The sequence below is a fragment of the Actinoplanes sp. M2I2 genome (assembly GCF_023544445.1).
In the GTDB taxonomy this organism is placed as follows: domain Bacteria; phylum Actinomycetota; class Actinomycetes; order Mycobacteriales; family Micromonosporaceae; genus Actinoplanes.
The window spans coordinates 236,333-258,651 of the sequence record NZ_JALPVJ010000014.1 but is presented as its reverse complement, the minus strand read 5'-3'; the positions used below and the strand labels follow the sequence as shown (position 1 = coordinate 258,651).

Below are 22,319 nucleotides of genomic sequence, written 5' to 3'. Positions count from 1 at the left end.
CGGGCGGCGGGCCGGCTGGGTCGGGCGAAGCAGGGGGTCCGCGGGCTTGGTTGAGCTGGAACGCGCAGCAGGCCCTGGACGCAGCGCCGCCCCACCTCGGCCCGGTCCGGGGCGGATTGGCGGGCCGGCTGGGTCGGGTGAGTCGGGTGAGTCGGCGGCAATGGGATGTGGTGGTCTCGTGGGTAGCTGCGATTGCCGGCTGCGCCCTGCCGCGTGGGGGTTGGGGTTCAGGCGTGTACTGCGTCGGCTGTCTGTTGGTATGCGAGTTCGCGATTCTCACGCCGTTGCGCTCGGATTTGCGGATCTGGGGACCACAGGGCTTGGCGGCCCGGGTGGTAGGTCTCGATGACCACCAGGTGCCGCTCTTCGGCTGAGCCGGGGTGTTTGCGGGTCAGGCGCCGCCAGACATCTCGGGCGTCACCGCCCTGAAGCAGGACCACCTTGATGCTGCTGAGGATGTTCAGGAGCTGAACCAACGGCTGGACTCCCGCTTCGAGTTGAGCCGCGTCGGGCTTTCGGTTGATGTACCAGGGGTAGGCGTTCCAGGGCGTGATGTCAGCTGCTCGGAGGCCGACCTGAGCGAAGGCGACGCACTGTTGCTCGGCGGTCGGGTCGTCGTTCTCGATGGAGAGGAATCCGGAACCCTTGCCGACCTGGGTCATCGGGCCCGGGTCGCGCAGCACCGACAGCACAACTGCATCGACACCGCCGTGGGCGGGAGCCACCTGAGGCATCCAGCCGCGTTCGCCTCCGGACAGCCTGTCCACAAGCTCGTTGACCGGGCGCACGTGGCGTGCGTACCGGTTGCGTTCCTGATCCTGCCGGTAGTCTTGCTCCGCCATCTGCCGGACCAACGTCATCGCTCCGCTCGGTTTGTCAACGGCGCACCTGATAGCGCAGGTGAAGCACCCGGTTGCCCGGCACGACGTCAGGATCCTCCAGCAGGTGCTGCGCGTCCACCGAGCCGAAGTATCGCTTTCCGGAGCCGAACACGACGGGTACGACGTCCATGCGCACCTCGTCGACCAGGCCCGCGGCCAGCGCCTGGCCGCCTACGTCGCCGGCGGCTACCTCGACCGTACGGTCACCGGCAAGCTCCTTCGCCTTGGCCACGGCTGCCTCGACGCCGTCGACGAAGTGGAACGGCGCCTCGGGGTCCCAACCCTCGGGGGCGGGCCGGTGCGTCACGACGACCACGTGGTCGATCCCGCTCGGGGGCTTGCCGTCCCAGCCGTCCGTCATGTCGAAGACGTGTCGGCCGGCGATCGTCGCCCCGATCTGGTCCCAGTACGGTCGGACGTAGTCGTGGGACGTCTGCGACACCTTGAGCACTCCGCTCTCGTCCAACGGGACGTCACCGCTGGTCAACCAGTCGAACAGGGGTCCGGGCTGGTCGTTCTCGTCCGCGATGAAGCCGTCGGCCGACACCGAGCTGTACATGACCACCTTGCCCACGGGGCTCTCCTCTGTTTGGGGGTGCGCCCCAAATTAGCGTCTCGTGAGCTGGTGTTCTTGTAGAAAATCAATCCGACGGCAGCGACCATCCGTCCAGGGTGTGGCCGGGATGGTCACGCAGGAACCGTCGCCGGGCTTCGACGTACCGGGTCGGCGTCAGCCCGGTGAACGCCCGGAACTCGTGGCCGAAGTGGGCCTGGTCGAAGTAGTCGGCGCCACCGGCGAGGTCGCCCCAGTCGACCGGTCCGGCGGGGTCGAGAGCCAGCAGCGTGGTGGTGAAGCGGTAGCTGCGGGCCAGCCGCTTCGGCGTGACGCCGATGAGCTCCTTGAACCGCTGGGTCAGATGGGTGCTGCTGACACCGGCTGCCGCCCTCAGGTCGCCGATCGCCACCGCCCCGCCGGTCGCCGCGAGGACGCCGCTCGAATGGCGGACCAGCCCCAGACCGGCGGTTCCGCGCAGCCGTCGCATCAGCTCCTCCTCGAGCAGCGTCAGCATCTCGTACGGGTCGTTCGCCGTGGCCAGCCGGTCGCGCAGCTCAGCTGTGGCGGAGCGGCCCCAGACCTGCTCCACCGTCACCGGCCGGTCGCACAGCTCGGACACGGGCATCGGCAGGAAGGGCGCCGGCCCCCACGGCTTGAAGTGCACGCCGACGGACCGGGTCCGGGGTGGGTAACCGAACTCGAACGCGCGGGTGGGCGTGGTGACCAAGCAGCCGTCGGCGTATTCGGCCGTCCTGAGGTCGGTGCCGGCCCGGATGCGGAACGGCGCTCCGAGGTTCACGATGAGGAACGCCGCCGGACTGGCCGGCAGCGTCAGCCGGGCGTACGGCGGCGCACCCTCCAGGTAGTAGAGGTCGTCGATCAGCCCGTCCAGCGGCGGTCGCGGCACTCGGGACACGTACTCCACGCCCACAGCATCGCCGACGCCCCGCCGCCGACGCCCGCCGGGATGGTCCCTGCCGCGCGCCGGAGGGCGCACGTCGTGTCGCCCCGCAGCGATATCGCGAACTGCACACGCGCCTGCGCCGGATGGTCTCGTCGGTGTTCACCCCGCGGCGTGTCGAAGGGCTCCGGCCCCGGATCGCCGAGATCAGCGACGAGTTGCTGGACGCGATGGCCGGCCAGGAGAAGGTCGACCTCCTCGACGCGTTCGCGTTCCCGCTGCCCATGCAGGTCATCTGCGAGTTGCTGGGCATCCCGGCCGGCGACCGCGACGACTTCCGGGCCTGGTCCAGCGTCATCGTGGCGTCCGAGGCCCGTCCCGGCGAGTTTCCGGGCGCCGTGATGTCGATGGTCGCCTACCTGCGGGAGATCCTGGCGTTGCGCCGGGCCACCCCCGGCGACGACCTGCTGTCGGCGCTGATCGAGGTGCGCGACAGCGAGGACCGGCTCTCCGAGGACGAGTTGACCTCGATGGTCTTCCTGCTGCTGATCGCCGGATACGAGACCATGGTCAATCTGCTCGGCAACGGCACGTACCTCCTTCTCGATCAGCGGGAACGCTGGGAACAACTTCGCGCCGAGCCGGCTCTGCTGCCGACCGCCATCGAGGAGTTCCTGCGCTTCGAGTCGTCGGTGGACACCGCCACCTACCGCTTTCCCGCCGAGCCGGTGGAGATCGGCGGTCAAGAGATCCCGGCGTACGCCCCCGTCATGGTCAGCCTCCTGTCGGCCAACCGCGACGAAGCTCGTTTCCCCAACGCCGGCTCCGTACAACTTGATCGCTCGCCGAACCTCCACCTGGCGTTCGCGCACGGCATCCACCACTGCCTCGGCGCCCCGCTCGCCCGCATCGAGGCGCAGGTTGCCTTTGCCGGGCTCATCAGCCGTTACCCGTCCCTCGAGCTTGCTGTGCCCGCGGCCGACCTGGCGTGGACTCCCGGTGTCCGCATGCGCGGACTCGTCGCCCTGCCGGTCACACTCGGCCAGGCCGCACAGCAGTCCACCTCGGCCTGATCCGCGGCGCACCTGTTGCACCGTCTCGGGACGTCGGGACTGCAGCATCACCGCTGGGGCCTGACCTTGGGGCGGAACGGGCGCGGGACATAGCTCTACGTACAGTGACATGGACACAAAGCGACCCCGCTGGTACTAGTTAACGGTGCTGAGGGCCATCGAATGGGCCGTGCTGGGAATCGGCAGCGCGGCCGCCATCGTCTACGGGGTCCGTCGTCACCGACCGGCCCGGATCGGACCGTGGCTGCTGCTCGCCGGGGCCATCGGGGCGAGTGCCGCCGGCGACGTGCTGACCGCGCTGAACCGGCCCGGCGCGGCCGATATCTGTTTCTACGCCATGTTCGTCCTGGTCGCCTGTGGTCTGCTGCAATTGACCCGCGTCGGTGCGATTCTCGTCGACCGGGCCCGGCTCATCGACCTGCTCGCGTTCGCTTGCTCGGTGCTGCTGGTGGTCTGGGTGTTCGTCGTCGGTGATGCGGGCCGGATCGGGAACATCTCCGGGGCGTACGTCATCGGCGCCCTTTTGCTCCTCGCGGTGGTCGTCCGCCTGTTGATCGCCGTGGGCCGGAACCTCTCGGCCCTGCTCCTGGTCGTCGGCGCGGTGGGTGTGCTGGTCAGCGACATCGTGCAGCCGCTGTGGCCGGGCCGGCTGAGCGAGTCCGGGTTCGTTCTGCTCTACCTGGCCTGGGGCGCCGCCGCGCTGCACCCGTCGATGGTGCGGCTCACCGAGCCCGCGGTGCCGCGACCGAGCCCGTGGCGCGGGCGCTGGGCGGCGTTGCTGGGCATCTCCGTCGCCACCCCGCCGGTCGTTCTGCTGGTCGAGGCGGTCAACGGCACGGTCGGCGACGGCGTGGTGATCGCCGTGGCCGGTGCGATCACGCTTCTCCTGACCATCACGCGGCTGACCGACTCGGTGACCCTGAACGGCCAGGCCCTGACCCGTGAGCGCGGCTTGCGGCAGGCGAGCGCCGCGCTGGTCGCCGCGGCCGATACGGCGGCCGTGGACGAGGCCGTACGGGCTGCGATCGCCGAGCTCATGCCGCCGGGCGCCATCCGGAGCATCGACTTCGCCATCGACGACCGCCGGCTCGCGCTCGAGGCGGTCCCCGGGCTCGGAGCCGGCCCGCCGCACCGCAGCTGGTGGATCGAGGACGCGGATCACGACTACGCCACGCTGGTCTGCCCTCTGTGGCTGGAGCCGCTGGCCGTCGCCCGCCCCAACGGTGGCGCGCTGATCCTGGTGGGTCGCCGGGACACGCTCACCGCCACCCGGGACACCCTCGAGGTGCTGGCCGGTCAGGCGGCGCTCGCGCTCGACCGGATCGCCCTGGTCGAGGCGGTCGGCCGCCGCGACAGCGACCTATATCTGCGCGCGGTGATCCGGAACAGCACGGACATGATGGTCGTGATCGACGAGGACCAGCGCATCCGGTACGCCAGCCCGTCCCTGCGCGAGCTGCTGGGCGCCGACGATCTTCCGCCGCTGGCCACGCTCGACGATCTGGTGCATCCGGACGATCGCGACCAGTTGCGTCAGGCTTTCCGCGGCTCCGGCGACGGTGTGCTGTTCTGCTCGCTGGTGCGGACCGACAAGAGTCAGGTGCTGGTCGAAGCCACGTACCGTGACCTGCGCGAGGACCGCCTGGTCCAAGGCTTTGTCGTGACCATGCGGGATTTTACCCAGAGCCATGAGCCGAACGAGCAGCTGCGTCATGGCGACAACCTGGAGGGTCTCCCGGCCCGGGTGAACCGGCGCAGCTCTCGACACAAGTTCCGCTACTGACCCCGACCATCACGCGAAGCCCCGCCGCTGAATCCTGATCCTGGTGTCCCAGGATCATTCGGGCGACCTAGCAATGTCAGTCGGTGGCCCGCTCGGTGGGCCGCGGGGTGAAGAAGCGGACGATCTCGTCGGCCGCGGTGGGGGACAGCATCATCGCGTGGACTCGCGCGGACATCTCGGCTATCGGGTGGATGCGGGTGAACATCGCTTCCTCGTACGCCCGGATCGCCGCGTCGGGGTCGGTGGGGGCGCCGGCCAGGGCGGCGGCGAGGTCGGCCGCGTCGAGCATGGCTTGGTTGGCGCCCTCGCCGACCGGTGGCATGAGATGCGCGGCGTCGCCGACGAGGGTGATGCCCGGCTGGTGGTTCCAGCGTGCGCCCGTGGGCATCGACTCGATCCGGCGCGGGGCCGGCGGACCGTCAGCGGCGGCGATGAGAGCGGTGAGGCGGGGGTTCCAGCCCTCGAACGCGTCGAGCAGAGCGCGCTTGCTGCTGTAGGCGGCTGCAGACCGTTCATCGACCGGCAGGGAGACCCCGACCCGGATGCTGCCGTCGCCAAGGCGTTGCGCAGCCAGAATCCGTCGCTCGCCCAGGCACCAGAGATTCCCCGGACCGACCAGCTCGGCGAGATCCGGGTGGCGCCGGTCGGCGTCGCCGACGGTGAGCTCGACCAGCGTGGACACGGCTGACGGTGTCACGTCGGTCAGCCGCGACCGGACCACTGAGCGGGCCCCGTCCGCGCCGACGAGAACGTCGCAGTCGGCCCTGTGGCCACCGGCGAACCTCAGCTCGAAGCCCCCGCCGGGTCGTGGCGCCGCCGCGACCAGCCGGTGCTGCCACCGGACGGCGCCGGCCGGGAGGGAGTCGAGCAGCAGATCCCGCAGGGTGGCGCGGTCGATCTCGGGACGTCCGGAGAACGAGCCGGGCTGCGGACGGTGATGCACCAGGGTGCGGCCGGCCGGGTCGAGGATGCGGTGTTCCTCGCCCTCCGGCCGGGCCTCGGAGCGGAACCGGTCGGCCAGTCCCGCGTCGGCCAGCGCCCGCTGCCCGGACTCGGGGTGCAGGTCGAGCATTCCACCCTGGGATCGTGCCGATCGGCCGGCCTCGCGTTCGTACACCACAGCCTCGATGCCGTGCCGATGCAGGATCCGGGCCAGCACCAGGCCGCCCAGGCCGCCGCCGGCGATCGCCAGTCGCAACGTTCGCTCCTTGCCGTACGATGTACCTTATGGATACGCCGTACGGTAGCGCACCGTTGCCCGTGTGGGAACGGCCTGAACCTCAGCCGCGGGCGGCGCCGGTGCCGCTGAGCCGTGCGAAGATCGCCGCTACCGCGATCCGGGTCGCCGACGAGCACGGCTTGGACGGCCTGTCGGTCCGCAAGATTGCCAAAGAGCTCGGCGTCGGCCCGATGCGGCTCTACGACTACGTGACCAACCGATCCGAATTGCTCGACCTCATGGTCGACGCCGTGTACGCCTGGATCGCCGAAGCCGAACGCCCGCGCGGGTGGCGCGCCACAGTCCTGGCCATCGTGCACCGGACTCGGGAGGCGGCTCTCGACCACGAGTGGTTCGCCGACCTGCTGGGCGCGCGGCCCCACCTGGGACCCAACGCCCTCGCCGTCGGCGAGTCGACCGCGGCGGCGTTGATCCAGGCCCCGGGCGTCCACGGTGTGGACGACCTCCAGCGGACGTTGGGCGCACTCAACGCGTTCCTCGCCGGGGCGCTCCGCAACGAGATCACCGAGCGGCGCACCATCCGTTCGACCGGCACCGACGTACCCACCTGGCAGGCCACCCTCGGGCCGTACCTGACACGCATGCTCGAGACGGGCCGCTATCCCACCATTGCCGGGCTCGTGACCGACGGCGCCCACCTCGACGCCGCCGAGACTTTCCACCACAACCTGATCACCGTCCTGGACGGCATCACCGCCCATCGGCATAGAGCCGGTCGGACGCGGCGGTGAGCCGAGGATCTGTGCGAGCATGACGGACGTGTCGGGCAGCCGCGATATCGACCTCTGGAACCGTGCCGCCGATCAGTACGCCGATCACGTCACCGGGACCAGCGACTCGTTCTACCGGCGGCTGAGCCCCTTCCTCCGGCAGTCCCTGGGCGAGCTCACCGGCCGGCGCGTGCTCGATCTCGGCTGCGGGCACGGCTGGCTGAGCGCCCGGTTCCGGGAGGCCGGCGCCGTGGTGACCGGCATCGACGGCAGCGCGGCGTTGATCGGGCGGGCGGCCGCCGCCTTTCCTGGCATCGAGTTCCTCACGCATGACCTGACCGCCGGGCTTCCGCGCCCCTTGCCGTCGTACGACGCTGTGGTCTCGCACATGGTGCTGATGGATCTGCCCGAGCTCGAGCACCTGGTCCGAGACGTTCGGGCCTCGCTCAGGAGTGGCGGAACGTTCGTCTTCTCGATCCTGCACCCGAGCTTCTTCGCGCAGCCGCCGGTCGAGGAGGCCTCGACCGGGGAGCGTTACCGCAAGGTCACCGGCTACCTGCGCCACGAACGCCGATGGATCACGACGTTCGGCGGCCATCAGCACTACCACCGCCCGCTCTCGTGGTACATCGATCTGCTGACCCGCAACGACCTCGTCGTCACCGGGCTGCACGAACCTCCGACCCTGCCGCACCACGCCGAGCCCGAAGCCCGGTGGACCGACTACGAACGCTGGTTCGCCACCATCCCGACCATGCTCGCCGTCCGGTGCCGGCCCGCTTCGTAGACGGATGCGCTTTCTGCCGCGACGCGGGGGCCGCGATCCCGAGCAGCCGTACGACAGGACCGAAGACGCGGGGCCGCTGAGCTCGCCGGCGTTCCGGTGGTATTTCACCGGTCGCTCGGTGTCCCTGGCCGGCAGTTTCATGTCGCCCGTCGCCCTGGCCTTCGGAGTCCTGGAGATCACCGGCAGCGCGGCGTGGCTGTCCGCGGTGCTCGCCGCCGCCCTCATCCCCATGGTCGCGACGATGCTGCTCGGCGGTGGCGTCGCCGACCGCTACCGGCGGGACACCGTCCTGAGCCTGACCAGCCTGGGCGCGGGAATGACCCAGGCCGGCGTCGCCGTTCTGCTGATCACTCATCAGCATCCCGCGCTGCTGTTGCCCCTGGCGGCCTTCAACGGCGTCTTTCAGGGACTGACCACGCCCGCCCTGCGCGGCATCCTGTCGAACCTGACTTCCGGACGTGGTCTCCAGCAGGCCAGTTCGCTGCTGGCCGCCGCGGGCAACACCGCCCGGATCCTCGGTCCGGTCGCCGCCGGACTGCTCACCGCCTCGGTCGGCGGCGGCTGGGCCATCGCCGTGGACGCGGCGTCCTTCCTGCTGGCGGCCGTCTGCTTCGCCCGGATCTCCCTGCCCGATCTACCGTCGCGGGCCGACGGTGGCCCGTCCCTGCTCGGCGATGTGCGCGAGGGATGGGCGTACTTCCGGTCCCAGCCCTGGATCTGGTCGGTGACCCTGGCCTTCGCCGTCTTCAACGCCGTCACCATGGGCTTCTGGCTGGTCCTCGGGCCGGTGATCGCCGCCGGCACCATCGGCGCCCGGGGCTGGGGTCTGGTGCTCAGCGCCCGTGGGGCCGGGGCGCTGCTGGCCAGTGTGGTGCTGGTGAAGGTGCCGGTCCCGCGGCGGCCGATGAGGCCGGCGCTGTGCTCGATGACGCTGGCCACGCTTCCGTTGCTCCTGCTCGGCGCCGGCGCGGACCTCGCCTGGCTGATGGCGGCGACGTTCGTGGCCGGGATCGTGGCCGAGTTCTTCACCGTCGTCTGGGAGACGGTCAACAACACGCACATCCCCGAGCGGCTGCTGTCCCGGGTGGGGGCTCACGACGAGTTCTGGTCGACGCTGTCCCTGCCGATCGGTCAGCTGTCCGCGCCTGTCCTGGCGGCGGCGATCGGGACGGCAGCGGTCGCTCTCACCGGCGCCGGCCTGGGTGCGGCGGCCATGCTGCTGGTCGCGTTGCTCGTACCGTCGCTGGGCCGGATCGACCTCACGAGAGCGGGGGAGCGTCCTCGCTGAGCGGGGTCACTGCCCGCCGCCGGCCGGAATCGCCGGCACGGAGGCTGAGATGGCGGTGCCGCCGCCCGGCTCGGACTCGATGTCGAGCCGGCCCGCGAGGCGCTGCACCCGCTGTCGCAGGCCGGCGAGCCCGAACCCGCCGTTCGCGGAACGGCCGGCCCGTCTGGTGGGATCGAAGCCCACGCCGTCGTCCCGCACGTCCAACGTCACCAGATTCGCCATGTAGGACAGGGTCAGGCCGACGCGGCCAGCCCGCGCATGCTTGGCCACGTCGGCCAGGGCCTCCTGCGCGGCCCGCAGCAGCGTCACTCCGACGTCGCTGTGCATCGGCCGCGGGTCGCCGGTGACGGTCAGCGCCGCCTCGATGCCGTAGACCTCCGACCAGCGTCGGGTCACCTCGCCGATCGCCTCGGGAACCCGGGCCCGGCCAGCAGTCCGGGCTCGACCGCGTGCACGGTCCGGCCAGAGCGGCAGCAGCAGGGCGACGACGGCGCACACGGTCAGCAGCACGTACGGCAGGACCCGGAGAGCGACCGTCTCCTTGCGTTCCCAGCTATCGAACTCCGCGCGCAGCTCGGCCTCGATGCTCACGCCCCACCCCCATCGGCAGTGCCGCACGACCGGTCCGCCGGCCGCGATCGTCCAGGCCGGCCACCCGGCCACGGGCGTCCCGAAGCGTCCGGTGACCAGCGGCGGCGTGCCGCCCAGGAGGGCATGCCGTTCGAGGTCCGGAGCCCCGTACGATGTCGCCAATGGGCTGGGAGGCACTCGGGCAGTGGGGTGAGGACGCCACCCGCCTCGAACCGCTCGCCGGCGGCGTCGCCAACGACGTGTGGACCGTACGCGTCGACGGGCACCTCGCCGTCGGTCGTCTCGGCACCCGGAGCGACGCCGATCTGGCCTGGGAGACCGAGCTTCTCCGATACCTCGACCGTGCGGGGCTGACCGTGCCGGTGCCGATCCCGGCCACCGACGGCCGGTTGTTCGCCGACGGCCTGGTCGTGATGACCTACCTGGAGGGTGGACCGCCCGAGACGCCGGCCGACTGGCGCCGGGTGGCCGCCGCGCTCCGCGAGCTGCATCGGCTGACGCGGGGCCGGCCGCAGCGCCCGGGCTGGCGATCGTCGACCGACCTCCTGCGGGCCGAGACCGGTACGAAGGTGGACCTCGGCGCGATGCCCCCGGAGGGCGTCGCTCGATGCCGGGCCGCCTGGGCGCGGCTCGCCGGGCGCCGGACGTCCGTCGTGCACGGCGACCCCAACGCCGGCAACATCCGCATGACCGCACGGCAGGTCGGCCTGATCGACTGGGACGAGGCGCACGTCGACGTCTCCGACCTCGACCTCGTGCTGCCCGGCAACGCCGCGGGCCTCGACCACCCCGAGTACGACATCGCCGCGCAGGCTTCGGCGGCCTGGGAGGCCGCGGTCTGCTGGGACGACGCGTTCGCGGTCAGGCGGCTGGCCGAGGTACGAGCGGTCTGAGGTCGCCCCCGCGGGCCCCGGTGACCCCTCGGGGCCGCTCGCCGCGACAGCCGCACCCCGGCGGAATACCGTCGAAGCATGGAGACCGTCGCGCTCGCCGATGAGCTGGTCCTGCTCGCCTATGACGACAGCGGAGCAACCTGGACAGTCGGCGACTATCTCGACTACGGCGTCGCCGGCGCGCTGCTGCTGCAGCTCGGACTGGCCGGGCGGCTGGAGGTCCGCGAGGACCGGTTGGTCGTGGCCGACCCGTCGCCGACCGGGGACCCGACGGCCGACGCGGTGCTGCGCCGGCTGTCCGACGACCCGGCCCGCACGCCGGGCGCCTGGATCCCCGTGCTGGCCCGCGGCGCCCGGCAGCCGATCCTGGACCGGCTCGTCGACGCCGGGGTGCTGCGGCGCGAGCAGGGCAAGGTGTTCGCGGTGTTCTCCCGCACCCGGTATCCTGCGCCCGGCGGCGTCGAACCGATCGCCGAGCGGGACGCCCGTCAGCGGCTCCGCGCCGCCGTCGAGGGCGACGGGCCGGTCGAGCCGCGCACGGCCGCCCTGGGTGCGCTGCTCAGCGCGCTCGGCTGGGAGCGGCAGGTGCTCCCCGATCTCCCCGCCGACCTGGTCAGGGCCAGGATGAAGGAGCTCGGCGCGCAGCCCTGGGCGGGCGCCGCGATCCGGCAGGCCGTGGCCGACGTCCAGCTGGCCGTGCTGGCCGCGATGATGCTGGTGGTCGACCTCGACTCGCCTCCCGACTGACGTCCCGGCCGGGGGTCAGATGGTGAAGCCGCCGTCGACGTTGACCGTGGCGCCGGTGATGTAGCGGGCGTCCGGGCCGGCCAGGAAGGTCACCGCGGCGGCCACGTCGGCCGGCGCCGCGTAGTGGCCGAGGGCGGTGAACCCGTTGATGGTGCCGGCGTCGGGGCCGTCGGCCGGGTTGAGCTCGGTGTCCGTCGGTCCCGGATTCACCAGGTTCACCGTGATTCCCCGGGCGCCGAGTTCCCGGCCGAGCGCCTTGGTCAGCCCGCTCAGCGCCGATTTGCTCATCGCGTACAGCGAGAAGCCGGGGAAGACGGCCCGCTCGGCCACGTTGCTTCCGATGTTGATGATCCGCCCACCGGCTGACATGTGGCGTGCCGCGCACTGCGACGCGACGAAGGGCGCCCGGACGTTGACCGCGAGGGTCTCCTCGACCTCGTCCGGGCCCAGCTGCTCGATGGGACCGAGCCGGAACGAGCCCGCGTTGTTGACGAGGACGTCCAACCGGCCCAGCTCACCGAGAGTCCGGTCGACCGCGCCGACCACCGCCGCGGGTTCGGCGCTGTCGGCCCGGATGGCGATCGCCCGCCGCCCACGCTCCTTGATTTGGTCCACCACGGCGTCGGCGCGCTGGTGATTCCGCTGATAGGTCAACGCCACGTCGGCGCCCTCCTCGGCCAGGCGCAGCGCCACGGCCGCACCGATGCCGCGCCCTCCACCGGTGACCAGCGCGACCTTGCCGTCCATTCCGTTGCTCATGCGAGCAAGCCTGGGCGACGCCGGGCCGGTTGTCTGGCGATGATCGGACGTGGCGTTCCGCGGCCGTTCCGGCGGCCGGGATGCCTCAGGTCCGCGGCCGGGGCGCCGATAGCGCATCCCGTGAGCACTCGCCGTCGGATCGCCTGGGTCGTTCTCTGCACGATGGCCGGCGCGATCGTCGGTGGAGCGCTGGCCGCCCGTGGTCGCAGAGACGCGAAGCCCGCGCCGCCACAACTGGTTCCTTCGCCGCCCGTGGTGCCCGCCGCCGGCGATCGCCCCGGCACGGAACGGTCCCTCGCCCGGATGGCCGTGGGCGCCGCGATCGTCGTCGTCCTGGCGATCACCACCGCCGTCGTGACCAGACCGTCGGACAGCGCCCGGCTGGTGACCCCGCGCCTGGTGACGACCCGGAGCCCGGGCCCGCACGACATGTACGTGGAGGTCGTCGTGCCCGGACCGGTGGGCCGGGACGAGCGCGTAGCCCTGACCGGTGACGACGGCGCCCGGGTCGAAGTAGGCGCCCAGCTCGACCTGGAGCAGCCGTCCCTCGACAACCCGAGCCAGCGGCTGGTCTTCTTCCGGGTGCACCTCCACAACACCGGCACGGTTCCGGTCCTGGCCCGGCTCGCCCGGGAAGCCTGGGTCCTCGACGCGGCCGGCCGAAGCCACAGCGGCGACTACATGCGCTCGGACATGGCCGACATGACCGCCGACCCGCCGATGCTCCAACCGGGCTGGGAGGTCGACCTGACGGCGGGCTTCCCCGTGCCCAAGGACGCCGAACTGACCCGGCTGCACGTCGCGCTTCCCCTCGGCTTCAGCACCCCCGGCGCGGAGTGGAACCTCCGGAAGTAGGCGAGTGGCTACGCCGCGATGTGCGCGGCCACGGCCTTGAGGACGGGAGCGAGGTCGGCGGGGTCGATCGCCGCATGGGGACGGAACGGGAGCCGGGCGAGTCGCTCGACGCCGCCGGCCCAGATGGTGCGCTCCTCGGGGGCCGGCGTGTGCAGTTCGGATTTCTCACCGCAGCAGGGGCACTCGAAGTAGGCCATGTTCTCCACCCCGCCCAGCACCGGCGTCCGCACCTCGCGCAGCGTGCTGAGCGCGCGGGCCGTGTCCAGATGAGAGACCTCGGCCGGCGTCACCACCAGGATGGTGGCCACTCTTCCGGCGCCGGAGAGCACGCCTTGCTGCGTGAAGCTGATGCCGGGGGGAAGATCCACGATCAGGGCCTCGATGTCGCCCCAGTTCGTCTCCTTGATCAGTCGGCCGAGCATGAGGTCGCCCAGGTCCGACCCGAGCGCGAGTCCCTGGTCGCCGGCCATGAGGAAGCCGGCGGACGCGACCTTGAGGCCGCCCACGTCCATGGCTTCCAGGCCGGAGCTGCCCCGGCCGCCGCGCGCCCAGCCCGCGAGAGTGACCGTCCGAGCCGGCACGTCGCGGCGGAGCCCGAGCATGCGGGGCACATCCGGACCGGCGATGTCCGCATCGACCAACCCCGCTCTGCGGCCGTTGCGGGTCAGCTCGCGTCCGATGGCGATGGCGACGCTCGACTTGCCCACGCCGCCTTTGCCGCTGGCCACGGCGATGATCGGCAGTGGCGTCGGCGACTGCCGGGAGTGCCCGGGTTGATCCATCGAGCGATTTTACCGGTCATCGGAGTTCAGGCCCCTTCCGAGCCACGGTGGTGGCGTCGCCGGGTCAGGCCTTTGTGCTCGCTGCGGGGCCGGTGCGGCTCTGACAGGGTGGGGTCATGCGGGCGTTTCTGATCACTGGCAACCCGGGGTCGGGTAAGTCGACTCTGGCCGCGGAATTGAGCCGGCGTGGGCAGGTGGCCATCGACGCCGACGATCTGGCCTCGTGGGAGGACGACTCCGGGGTCGCTGTGGAGTCGCCGGGCCCGGTCGGCGAGGCCTGGCAACTGGCTCATCGGTGGGTCTGGGTGCGGGCGCGGCTCGAGGCGGCGTTCGCTGCTCACGAGGGCTCGGCCGAGGCGGTGTTCGTCTGCGGGATCGCTCAGAACCAGGACGAGATGCTGGACCTCTTCGAGCGGCTGTTTCTGCTGGTGATCGACTCGGCCGCGCAGGAGGAGCGGCTCGCCCGGGCGACGTCGGCCCAGCGTACCGAGGGGGTGAAGCAGCAGATCCGGGACGGGCGCCCGGGTTTTCAGGCTCGGATGCTCGCCTTGGGGGCTGTGCCGCTGGACGGGACCGCGTCGCCGTCGGTACTCGCGGACGCGGTGCTGGCCTCCGTCTGACCGGGCGGTCGGCTGCGGGGTCAGCGGTAGTCGCTGTCCCGGCCTACCAGGGCTGAGGCGGTCTTGCTGTCCAGGTTCCAGCCGGTTCCGTACGCCTCGGCGAACGCCGCCTCGCCGAGGGCCTCGCCGGCCTTGGCGGTCAGCACGCGCACCTGGGGGTCGCCGCGGTCGTGGGTGCCGCGCAGGCGGGCGGCGGCGCCGAGCAGGCGGGCGGCCTCGTGGTGGCGGCCCTGGTATTCGGCCAGGCCGGCGGCGGCCACGGTCACCAGGGCCAGGATCGGGCGGTCGCGGGTCTCGGCGCCGGCCGTGTACGCGCCGCGCAGCGCCCGCTCGGCGCCGGCCGGGTCGTCGAGGGCCAGGCAGAGCGCCGCCCGGACGCTGCCCGCGATGGCCCGGCCGTGGTCGCCGCCGAACTGGGTGCCGGCCGTCATCCCGGCCTCGGCCAGGTCGATGAGCTGCCGGGCGCGGTCCAGGTCGCCCAGGTGGATCCAGGTGCCGGCCTCCAGGGCGTTGAGCAGGACGACCAGCTCGGGGGAGACCGAGCGCGCCGCCCGCTCGCGCAGCGCGTCCAGCATGGCGATGGCGGCGTCGTGGTCGCCGCGCCGCAGGTGCACGTCCACCCAGCGCAGGTCGATGAAGAGCTCGTCGTTGAGGCTGAGCGACCCGAACTGGCGGGCCAGCGCGCGTGCCTGCCGCAGGTCGTCCAGCGCGCCGTCGAGGTCGCCCTCGTACTGCCGCAGCTGGGCGCGCATGGGCAGGGCGGTGGCCTGTCCCCAGCGGTCGCCGACGCGGCTGAAGCGGTCCAGCGCGGCGGCGGTGTCGGCACTCACCTGCTCGAGGTCGCCCTCGTTCTCGGCGAACTGGGCCCGGAACAGGTGGGCCAGCCCGGACAGCCACAAGTCGGGGCTGTCGATCAGCCGCCGGATGAGGACCAGCGACCGGTCGTCGTCGCGCAGGAAGAACAGGCTCAGGGCGGTCAGCGCGCCGGCCAGCCCGGGCAGCGAGGGGTAGGCCAGCAGGCGGTCGGCCAGCGCCCGCAGCTCGGACTCGCCCCGTTCGAGGGCTTCGGGTGACATGGACGAGCGGGCGCCGGCCCGGTTGAGCAGCAGCACCGCCTCGGCACAGTCGCGCCGGAGCGAATAGCCCTTCGCGGGCACCGCCAGCGCCTCGCCCAGCCAGTAGGTGGCATCGGTGTGCCGGCCGAACATCTGCCAGAACCAGGCCAGGTTCATCGCCAGCGTGACCGCGCCGACGCTGTCCGCGGTGTCGCACAGGTGGCGCAGCGCGGCCAGGGCGTTGTCGTACTCGGCGTTCAACTCGTGCAGCGCGTCGAGCTGCCGGTGGCCGCGCAGCTGGGGGTCGAGGCGGCCGATCAGCGCGGCCAGATGGCGGGCGGCCAGGCCTCGTACGAGGGTCAGCTCGCCCCGCCCGGCCAGGTGCTCGGTGCCGTACTCGCGCAGGGTCTCGAGCATGCGGTAGCGGCCGGGCTCGGCCGCGAGCTGCAGCAGCGAACGGTCGACCAGGGCGCCCAGCAGGTCGGGGATCGCCGACGCGGGCACCGCCGTGCCCGCGCAGACGGCTGCGGCCGTGGCCGCCGTGACGCCGCCGGGCAGCACGGAGATGCGCTCGGCGACCGTACGTTCGTCATCGCCGAGCAGCTCCCAGCTCCAGGCGATCACCGCGCGCAGCGTGCGGTGACGGGGGCTGGCCGTGCGGTTGCCGGTGATGAGCAGCCGGAACCGGTCGGACAGCCCGGCGGTCAGCTCGGCCAGCGACAGGGTGCGCAGCCGGGCCGCGGCCAGTTCGAGAGCCAGCGGCATGCCGTCGAGCCCGCGGACCACCCGCACGATGTCGCCCGACGTGGCCTCGTCGACGTCGAAGCCGGGGCGGACGGCCGCGGCCCGCTCGACGAAGAGCCGGACCGACGCCGTACGCCGGATCTGCTCGACTCCGCCGGCCGGGTCGGGCAGGGTGAGCGACCCCAGCGGGACCAGCGCCTCCCCGTCCACGGCCAGAGGCTCGCGGCTGGTGGCGAGCACCCGCAGCGCAGGACAGCGGGGGAGCAGCCCGGCCAGCAGGTGCGCGATCGCGTCGATCAGGTGCTCGCAGTTGTCGACGACGAGCAGGGTCTCCCGGGGGCCCAGCTGCTCGACCAGGACGTCGAGCTCCTCACCGGGGACCTGCATCCGGTTCGACGGCTCGAAGAGCGCCGACCCGCGCAGCCCCACCGCGGTCAGCAGGGCCGCGCCCACCTTGGCCGGCTCGGTGACCGCGGCCAGGTCGACCAGCCAGGTGCCGTCCGGGTATTCGTGACGGTGGCGCCGGCCGGCCTCGAGCGCGAGCCGCGTCTTTCCGGCCCCGCCCGGCCCGACCACGGTGACCAGCCGCCCGGCGGCCAGCAGCGTGCCGACCCGCGTGAGGTCGTCGTCGCGCCCGATGAAGCTGGTGAGCGCGGCGGGCAGGTTGCTCGGCGGCGCCGGATCGTCCCGGCCGGCCGGCACCTGATCGGCAGGCAGACGATCGGGCGGCAGACGATCGGGCGGCACGCGATCGGCGGGCCCGGCCTGGCGCAGCAGCCGCAGGTGCCGCTCGCGCAGGGCCGTGCCCGGGTCGGCGCCGAGCCGGTCGGCCAGGGTCTCGCGCACCGTCTCGTAGAGGGCCAGCGCCTCGGCCTGCCGGCCCTGGGCGGTGAGCGCGTCCATCAGCAGCGCGGCCGCGCGCTCGTCGGCCGGTTCCTCGGTGAGCCGGGTGGTCAGGCGGGCCGCCGCGTCGGCGGGCCGGCCCAGCCCGAGCTCGGCCTGGGCCAGATCGGCCACCGCGACGACCCGGGCCTGGTCGAGCCGGGTGGCCACGGCCGGCGCGACCGCGGCCACGGCGACCGGCTCGGCCCAGAGGGTGACGGCCTCGCCCAGCAGCGCGGCCGCGGCGGCCCGGTCCGCGGCGTGCAGTTTCGCCCGTCCGCCGCTGGTCAGCCGCTCGAAGCGCACCGCGTCGACGTCGTCGCCGGCCACGTCGAGCCGGTAGCCGCCCTCGGCCTGCGTGACCGTGCCGGGAGAGCCCAGCACCCGGCGCAGCCGCGACACCAGCGACTGCAGCGCGTTGACCGGGTCGGCCGGGCGGTCGTCGGGCCAGAGCGCGTCGACCAGCGTGCCCGGGTCGACCGGCCGTCCACCGGCCAGGGCGAGCCGGACGAGCAGCCCGCGCAGCCGGGCGCCGGGCAGGGGCACCACGGCGTCGCCGCGGCACACCTGGAAGGCGCCCAGCAGCGTCACCCGCAGCCGTGTCGCCGAGTCCCCCTGCTCGCCCACGCCCTCGATCCTGCCGCGCCCCGGCCGCCGCACCCAAACCGGCCCCTCGGCGGCAGGTTGACGATTGACTAAAAGATCCAGGTAGCTGAATCTATGGGGAGTGTCGGGCAGAACGTCACGAAAGCGTGGTGAGGACCGATGCGGATCACTTGGCGACCCGCGGCTGCGGGCCCCTTTGTGGCTGCGGGGCTGGCAACGCTCCTGCTCGTCGTGTCCCTGGCGGCCGGCCGGGACGACGAGGGCTTTCTCAACGGGCGGCAGCTGCGGCTGATGGCCCCGGCCGCGCCGGGCGGCGGGTGGGATCAGACCGCCCGGGAGATGCAGGCGGCCCTGCGCGACGAGGCCGGGCGCACCGAGGTCTACAACGTGGCCGGGGCCGGCGGGACGATCGGGCTGAGCCAGTTCGTACGGTTCGAGCGCGACCCCACGCAGCTCATGGTCATGGGCCTGGTCATGGTCGGCGCGATCGAGAGCAACGACTCACCGGTCGCGCTCGACCGCACGACGCCGCTGGCCCGGCTGCTCACCGACTACGAGGTGATCGTGGTGCCGGCCGACTCGCCGGTGCGCAGCATGGACGATCTCGTGACCCTGATGAAGGACGACGTGGGCAAGGTCAGCTGGGCCGGTGGCTCGGCCGGGGGGATCGAGCAGATCCTGGCCGGGCTGGTCACCGACGCCATCGGCGCGAATCCGGCCGACGTCAACTACGTGGCCCACTCGGGCGGTGGCGAGGCGCTGTCCACCCTGCTCTCGGGCCGGGCCACCGTCGGCGTCTCGGGCGTCTCGGAACTGGTCGGCCAGATCCGGGCGGGCACGATCCGGCCGATCGCCGTGTCCAGCCCGCAGCGGCTGCCCACGCTGCCCGACGTGCCCACGCTCAAGGAACAGAAGGTCGACGTGGAACTGGCCAACTGGCGGGGCGTGGTCGCGCCGTCGGGCATCGGCGCCGAGGAAGAGCGCGAGCTGGAGGACCTGCTGATGCGCATGACCCGTACCGAGGCCTGGCAGGAGACGTTGCAACGGCGCGGCTGGCTGGACGCCTCGCTGGCCGGCCCGCAGTTCGACCGGTACCTCATCGATGAGCGCCGGACCGTCACGGACGTGCTGAAGAAGATGGGTCTGGCATGAGTGGCCCGGTGGACGTGCGTCGTCCGGGATGCGGCCCGCGGTGACCGACATCGAGGAGGGGCGCCCGCCGCCCGAGACGCCGGAGGTCGCCCATGCGGAGGCCCGGGCGGCCGGCGCGCTCGGCGTTCTGATGGTCGTCGGCGCGGTGGTCGTGCTGGTCGACGCAGCCCGGCTGCGGGACTCGGACGAGGCGCTCGGCCCGGCCGCGGCGCCGACCCTGGTCGGCGTGTTGCTGGGGGTCATCGGTGGCGCTCTGGCCCTCCAGTCGCGCCGTTTCCTCCGTACGCCGCCGGCCGGGAGACGCAGCCTGTGGCGCCTGGCGGCCCTGGTGGCCGTCCTGGTCGCGTTCGCCCTGCTGCTGCCGGTCATGGGGTACGTGGTGAGCAGCGCCGGGCTGTTCGTCGGCGCCGCGCTGTTGCTGGGCGCGCCGCACCCGGCCCGCGTGGTGGCCTACGGCTGGACGCTCGCCGTGGTCGTGTTCCTCATCTTCGACGTGCTGATCGGGCTGTCGCTGCCCACCGGGCCGTGGGGGTTCTGACATGGGCGACCTGCTCTCCGGCTTCGCCGACGCGCTCACCCCGGAAAACCTGTTGTGGGCGTTCATCGGCGTCACGATCGGCACCGCGGTCGGCGTCCTGCCCGGCATCGGCCCGGCCCTGACCGTCGCGCTGCTGCTGCCGGTCACGTTCCGGCTCGAGCCGGCGGCCGCGCTGATCATGTTCGCCGGCATCTACTACGGCGGCATGTACGGCGGCTCGACCACCTCGATCCTGCTCAACACGCCCGGTGAGAGCGCGTCGGTGGCCACCGCGCTGGAGGGCAACAAGATGGCCCGGGCCGGCCGGGGCGCCGCCGCCCTGGCCACCGCCGCCCTGGGCAGCTTCGTGGCCGGCACGATCGGCACGATCGCACTGTCGGTCGCCGCGCCGGTCGTCGCCGACCTCGCCGTCAACTTCGGGCCGCCGGAGTACGTCGCCCTGATGGCGGTGGCCTTCGTGACGGTCAGCGCGCTGCTCGGCCCGAGCCTGCTCAAGGGCGCGGCCAGCCTGGTCATCGGGGCCACGATCGGGCTGGTCGGCATCGACACCCAGACCGGGCAGGCCCGGCTCGCGTTCGGCCTGCCGTCGCTGTTCGACGGCATCGACGTGGTGATCGTCGTGGTCGCGTTGTTCGCGCTCGGCGAGACGTTCGCCCACCTGGTCGCGGGCACGGGCGACAGCCGCGTGACACCGCTGCGGGGCCAGCCGATGCTTTCCCGCGAGGACTTCCGCCGATCGTGGCCGGCCTGGCTGCGCGGCACCGCGCTCGGTTTCCCGATCGGCAGCCTGCCCGCGGGCGGCGCCGACGTGCCCACGTTCCTCAGCTACAGCCTCGAGAAACGGCTCTCCAAACATCGCGAGCAGTTCGGGCGGGGCGCCATCGAGGGAGTGGCCGGTCCCGAGGCGGCCAACAACGCCGCGGCGGCCGGCGTGCTCGTGCCGCTGCTGACGATCGGCCTGCCCACCTCGGCCACCGCCGCCGTGATCCTGACGGCCTTCCAGTCGTACGGGTTGCAGCCCGGCCCGCAGTTGTTCAGCGAGTCGGGGGATCTGGTCTGGGCGCTGATCGCCAGCCTCTACATCGGCAACGTGCTGCTGCTCGTGCTGAACCTGCCGCTGGCCCGGGCCTGGGTGCGGCTGCTGACCATTCCGGCGTACGGGATCTATGCCGGGGTGCTGGTCTTCGCGTGTCTGGGCGCCTTCGCGGCCGGCGGGACGATCGCCGACCTGCTCGTGCTCACCGTCCTGGGGCTGATCGGCCTGCTCATGCGCGAGGCCGGCGTGCCCGTCGCCCCGGCCGTGGTCGGCCTGATCCTGGCCCCGCTGGCCGAGCAGCAGTTGCGCCGGGCCCTCGCGTTGTCGGAGGGCGACTGGTCGGTGCTGGTGTCCTCGCCGCTCACGGTGGTGCTCTGGGTCGTCGTGGCGCTCGCGCTGATCGCGCCTCCGGTGCTGGCCCGGCGGCGCCGGCGCGTTTCACGAACCCGTGAAGAAACATCCTCGACACATTGACGGCCTCCGAAGTAGATGATCGGATCGAGATCCGAGAATGCTTCGGCTTTGGAGGCCGCATTGTCCCTGGCTCCGTCGTTCTTGAAGGCTCCGTCGGTCTGGCGCCGTCTCGCCGTACCCGTCGCTCTCGCCCTGGTCGCCCTGACCGCCACCGCCGTCCCCGCGCAGGCCGCCCCGCCCACCGCCGCCGTCGCGCTCGGTGACAGCTTCATCAGCGGCGAGGGCGCCGGCGCCTACCAGCCCGTCGTCGACGTGAACGGCCAGGCCCAGGCCTTCCCGGGCTGGTCGGCGGCGAACAGCAACGCCTTCTTCTGCCACCGCTCGGCCAACGCGTCGCTGCTGCGGGCGTCCCTGCCCGGCATCCAGGACCGCTTCAACCTGGCCTGCTCGGGCGGCCAGCCGCAGGACATCGCCAACGCGTCCGGGGCCCGGGAGAAGGGCCGCACCGTCGCCGCGCAACTCGACCAGCTGCGCGCGGTGGGCCGCACCCACGACATCGACCTCGTGCTGATCGGGCTGGGCTCCAACAACACCCAGTTCACCTTCGGCGACGTCGCCGTCAAGTGTGCCAACCAGTTCGTGGCCGACGCGTGGACGGGCTGGTGGGAGTTCTGGGCCTACATCGGCGGGCCGGTCCCGCAGGCCCCGTGCGCGGCCGGCGACCTGGCCACCCCGGCCCAGCTGAGCGCCGCCCGGGCGGAGACCACCTCGGCGGTACGCGAGGTCCTGCGCACCCTGGACGAGATCGACGCGGACGGCGTGCACCGGGTGGTCCTCCAGGACTACACCAACCCGCTGCCGACCGACCTCGAGAGCAGTCTGTGGGAGGAGGACGGCCGCGCCGACGACCGTGACAAGTTCCGCGCGCTGGGCGCCGAACGGTACCGCGCCGGCTGCCCGATCCACCGGGCCAGCCTGGCCGCCGGCCACCTGTTCTCGACCGGGCTGGGCGCCCTGGTGTCCGGCGTGCACGGCGCTCTGCGCAACGATTTCCCAGGCGACGACCTGGTCTATCTGAACGTGCAGCGGGCCTTCGACGGCGCCCGGCTGTGCGAGCGGACCGGCAGCCCCGGCAACGCGCTGGCCACCCCGATCCGCCTGCAGGACGGCCCGACGGGCACGTTCCTGACCGACCTGGCCGGCTACGACAAGATCGCCATCCAGCGCATCGCCAACTCCTGCGTCACGTCCTTCCAGACCTGCCAGGAGTCGTGGCACCCCAACGCGGCCGGCCACGGCGTGCTGGGCCAGTGCCTCACGGGCGCCGTGACCACCGCGTCGCGGGCCGTGCAGTGTGTTCGCTCCTCGAGCGGCGAGATCACCGTCAGCTGACCGGATCGGCCCGGCCGCGAGACCCGCGGCCGAG

At 72.4% G+C, this 22,319-nt stretch carries 21 protein-coding genes; 13 read left to right on the top strand and 8 right to left on the bottom strand.

Annotation, left to right across the window (positions count from 1 at the left end; all coding sequences use genetic code 11):
- Positions 1-227 precede the first annotated feature (227 nt).
- The 3 genes from HJC40_RS28555 to HJC40_RS28545 all read right to left on the bottom strand — a co-directional run bounded on the left by HJC40_RS28555 (position 228) and on the right by HJC40_RS28545 (position 2,362).
- Positions 228-860 carry a uracil-DNA glycosylase gene (locus HJC40_RS28555; RefSeq protein WP_250005689.1) on the bottom strand — a complete coding sequence of 211 codons (633 nt, stop codon included), beginning with the start codon at positions 858-860 and terminating at the stop codon, positions 228-230.
- Positions 861-876: 16 nt separating this feature from the next.
- On the bottom strand, positions 877-1,455 hold the full coding sequence (locus tag HJC40_RS28550) for a dihydrofolate reductase family protein (RefSeq protein ID WP_250005687.1): 579 nt from the start codon (positions 1,453-1,455) through the stop codon (positions 877-879).
- Between the two features lie 67 nt (positions 1,456-1,522).
- On the bottom strand, positions 1,523-2,362 hold the full coding sequence (locus HJC40_RS28545; protein WP_250005685.1) for a helix-turn-helix domain-containing protein: 840 nt from the start codon (positions 2,360-2,362) through the stop codon (positions 1,523-1,525).
- Between the two features lie 134 nt (positions 2,363-2,496).
- Here HJC40_RS28545 and HJC40_RS28540 point away from each other — a divergent pair, with 134 nt between their 5' ends.
- On the top strand, positions 2,497-3,411 hold the full coding sequence (locus HJC40_RS28540) for a cytochrome P450 (RefSeq protein WP_250005683.1): 915 nt from the start codon (positions 2,497-2,499) through the stop codon (positions 3,409-3,411).
- A 145-nt stretch (positions 3,412-3,556) separates the two neighbouring features.
- Positions 3,557-5,194, top strand: coding sequence for a PAS domain-containing protein (locus HJC40_RS28535; RefSeq protein ID WP_250005681.1), 1,638 nt, complete (start codon positions 3,557-3,559; stop codon positions 5,192-5,194).
- A gap of 76 nt (positions 5,195-5,270) precedes the next feature.
- Here HJC40_RS28535 and HJC40_RS28530 read toward each other — a convergent pair whose 3' ends face one another.
- Positions 5,271-6,392: an NAD(P)/FAD-dependent oxidoreductase gene (locus HJC40_RS28530; protein WP_250005678.1), complete on the bottom strand. Its 1,122-nt coding sequence runs from the start codon at positions 6,390-6,392 to the stop codon at positions 5,271-5,273.
- A gap of 29 nt (positions 6,393-6,421) precedes the next feature.
- On the opposite strand from HJC40_RS28530, the gene HJC40_RS28525 reads away from it, so the two are divergent.
- Genes HJC40_RS28525 through HJC40_RS28515 form a run of 3 tightly spaced genes read left to right on the top strand, consistent with a single transcriptional unit; the run spans position 6,422 to position 9,219 of the window.
- Positions 6,422-7,165, top strand: a complete 744-nt coding sequence (locus HJC40_RS28525) for a TetR/AcrR family transcriptional regulator (protein ID WP_250005676.1) — start codon at positions 6,422-6,424, stop codon at positions 7,163-7,165.
- Positions 7,166-7,184: 19 nt separating this feature from the next.
- Positions 7,185-7,931: a bifunctional 2-polyprenyl-6-hydroxyphenol methylase/3-demethylubiquinol 3-O-methyltransferase UbiG gene (locus HJC40_RS28520; RefSeq protein WP_250005674.1), complete on the top strand. Its 747-nt coding sequence runs from the start codon at positions 7,185-7,187 to the stop codon at positions 7,929-7,931.
- Between the two features lie 4 nt (positions 7,932-7,935).
- A complete protein-coding gene (locus HJC40_RS28515; RefSeq protein WP_250005673.1) occupies positions 7,936-9,219 on the top strand; it encodes an MFS transporter in 1,284 nt (427 codons plus the stop codon).
- Between the two features lie 6 nt (positions 9,220-9,225).
- On the opposite strand, the gene HJC40_RS28510 is transcribed toward HJC40_RS28515, so the two are convergent.
- Positions 9,226-9,810, bottom strand: a complete 585-nt coding sequence (locus HJC40_RS28510) for a sensor histidine kinase (protein ID WP_250005671.1) — start codon at positions 9,808-9,810, stop codon at positions 9,226-9,228.
- A 161-nt stretch (positions 9,811-9,971) separates the two neighbouring features.
- Here HJC40_RS28510 and HJC40_RS28505 point away from each other — a divergent pair, with 161 nt between their 5' ends.
- Positions 9,972-10,703, top strand: a complete 732-nt coding sequence (locus HJC40_RS28505; protein ID WP_250005670.1) for a phosphotransferase enzyme family protein — start codon at positions 9,972-9,974, stop codon at positions 10,701-10,703.
- 78 nt (positions 10,704-10,781) lie between these two features.
- Positions 10,782-11,450, top strand: a complete 669-nt coding sequence (locus HJC40_RS28500) for a GPP34 family phosphoprotein (RefSeq protein WP_250005668.1) — start codon at positions 10,782-10,784, stop codon at positions 11,448-11,450.
- A 15-nt stretch (positions 11,451-11,465) separates the two neighbouring features.
- Here the strand turns inward: HJC40_RS28500 and HJC40_RS28495 are convergent, their stop codons facing one another.
- Positions 11,466-12,209: an SDR family NAD(P)-dependent oxidoreductase gene (locus HJC40_RS28495; protein ID WP_250005666.1), complete on the bottom strand. Its 744-nt coding sequence runs from the start codon at positions 12,207-12,209 to the stop codon at positions 11,466-11,468.
- 120 nt (positions 12,210-12,329) lie between these two features.
- Between HJC40_RS28495 and HJC40_RS28490 the strand changes: the two genes are divergently transcribed.
- Positions 12,330-13,064, top strand: a complete 735-nt coding sequence (locus tag HJC40_RS28490) for a hypothetical protein (protein ID WP_250005664.1) — start codon at positions 12,330-12,332, stop codon at positions 13,062-13,064.
- Positions 13,065-13,072: 8 nt separating this feature from the next.
- Here HJC40_RS28490 and HJC40_RS28485 read toward each other — a convergent pair whose 3' ends face one another.
- Complete coding sequence (locus tag HJC40_RS28485; RefSeq protein ID WP_250005662.1) at positions 13,073-13,846, bottom strand: P-loop NTPase; 774 nt, start codon at positions 13,844-13,846, stop codon at positions 13,073-13,075.
- Positions 13,847-13,962: 116 nt separating this feature from the next.
- Here HJC40_RS28485 and HJC40_RS28480 point away from each other — a divergent pair, with 116 nt between their 5' ends.
- Complete coding sequence (locus tag HJC40_RS28480; RefSeq protein ID WP_250005660.1) at positions 13,963-14,466, top strand: hypothetical protein; 504 nt, start codon at positions 13,963-13,965, stop codon at positions 14,464-14,466.
- A 20-nt stretch (positions 14,467-14,486) separates the two neighbouring features.
- Here the strand turns inward: HJC40_RS28480 and HJC40_RS28475 are convergent, their stop codons facing one another.
- Positions 14,487-17,774, bottom strand: coding sequence for a BTAD domain-containing putative transcriptional regulator (locus tag HJC40_RS28475; protein ID WP_250005658.1), 3,288 nt, complete (start codon positions 17,772-17,774; stop codon positions 14,487-14,489).
- Positions 17,775-17,984: 210 nt separating this feature from the next.
- Between HJC40_RS28475 and HJC40_RS28470 the strand changes: the two genes are divergently transcribed.
- From HJC40_RS28470 to HJC40_RS28455, 4 genes are all read left to right on the top strand, one after another.
- Complete coding sequence (locus tag HJC40_RS28470) at positions 17,985-18,905, top strand: tripartite tricarboxylate transporter substrate binding protein (protein ID WP_250005656.1); 921 nt, start codon at positions 17,985-17,987, stop codon at positions 18,903-18,905.
- A 40-nt stretch (positions 18,906-18,945) separates the two neighbouring features.
- Positions 18,946-19,443: a tripartite tricarboxylate transporter TctB family protein gene (locus HJC40_RS28465; protein ID WP_250005654.1), complete on the top strand. Its 498-nt coding sequence runs from the start codon at positions 18,946-18,948 to the stop codon at positions 19,441-19,443.
- 1 nt (position 19,444) lies between these two features.
- Positions 19,445-20,953 carry a tripartite tricarboxylate transporter permease gene (locus HJC40_RS28460; RefSeq protein ID WP_250005652.1) on the top strand — a complete coding sequence of 503 codons (1,509 nt, stop codon included), beginning with the start codon at positions 19,445-19,447 and terminating at the stop codon, positions 20,951-20,953.
- A gap of 132 nt (positions 20,954-21,085) precedes the next feature.
- Positions 21,086-22,285, top strand: a complete 1,200-nt coding sequence (locus HJC40_RS28455) for a hypothetical protein (RefSeq protein ID WP_250005726.1) — start codon at positions 21,086-21,088, stop codon at positions 22,283-22,285.
- Positions 22,286-22,319 lie beyond the last annotated feature (34 nt).

Coding starts and splice junctions, on each gene's coding strand:
- HJC40_RS28485 (WP_250005662.1), bottom strand. CDS start 13,846: ATGGATCAACCCGGGCACTCCCGGCAGTCGCCGACGCCACTGCCGATC.
- HJC40_RS28505 (WP_250005670.1), top strand. CDS start 9,972: ATGGGCTGGGAGGCACTCGGGCAGTGGGGTGAGGACGCCACCCGCCTC.
- HJC40_RS28525 (WP_250005676.1), top strand. CDS start 6,422: ATGGATACGCCGTACGGTAGCGCACCGTTGCCCGTGTGGGAACGGCCT.
- HJC40_RS28460 (WP_250005652.1), top strand. CDS start 19,445: ATGGGCGACCTGCTCTCCGGCTTCGCCGACGCGCTCACCCCGGAAAAC.
- HJC40_RS28500 (WP_250005668.1), top strand. CDS start 10,782: ATGGAGACCGTCGCGCTCGCCGATGAGCTGGTCCTGCTCGCCTATGAC.
- HJC40_RS28520 (WP_250005674.1), top strand. CDS start 7,185: ATGACGGACGTGTCGGGCAGCCGCGATATCGACCTCTGGAACCGTGCC.
- HJC40_RS28555 (WP_250005689.1), bottom strand. CDS start 860: ATGACGTTGGTCCGGCAGATGGCGGAGCAAGACTACCGGCAGGATCAG.
- HJC40_RS28515 (WP_250005673.1), top strand. CDS start 7,936: ATGCGCTTTCTGCCGCGACGCGGGGGCCGCGATCCCGAGCAGCCGTAC.
- HJC40_RS28495 (WP_250005666.1), bottom strand. CDS start 12,209: ATGAGCAACGGAATGGACGGCAAGGTCGCGCTGGTCACCGGTGGAGGG.
- HJC40_RS28480 (WP_250005660.1), top strand. CDS start 13,963: ATGCGGGCGTTTCTGATCACTGGCAACCCGGGGTCGGGTAAGTCGACT.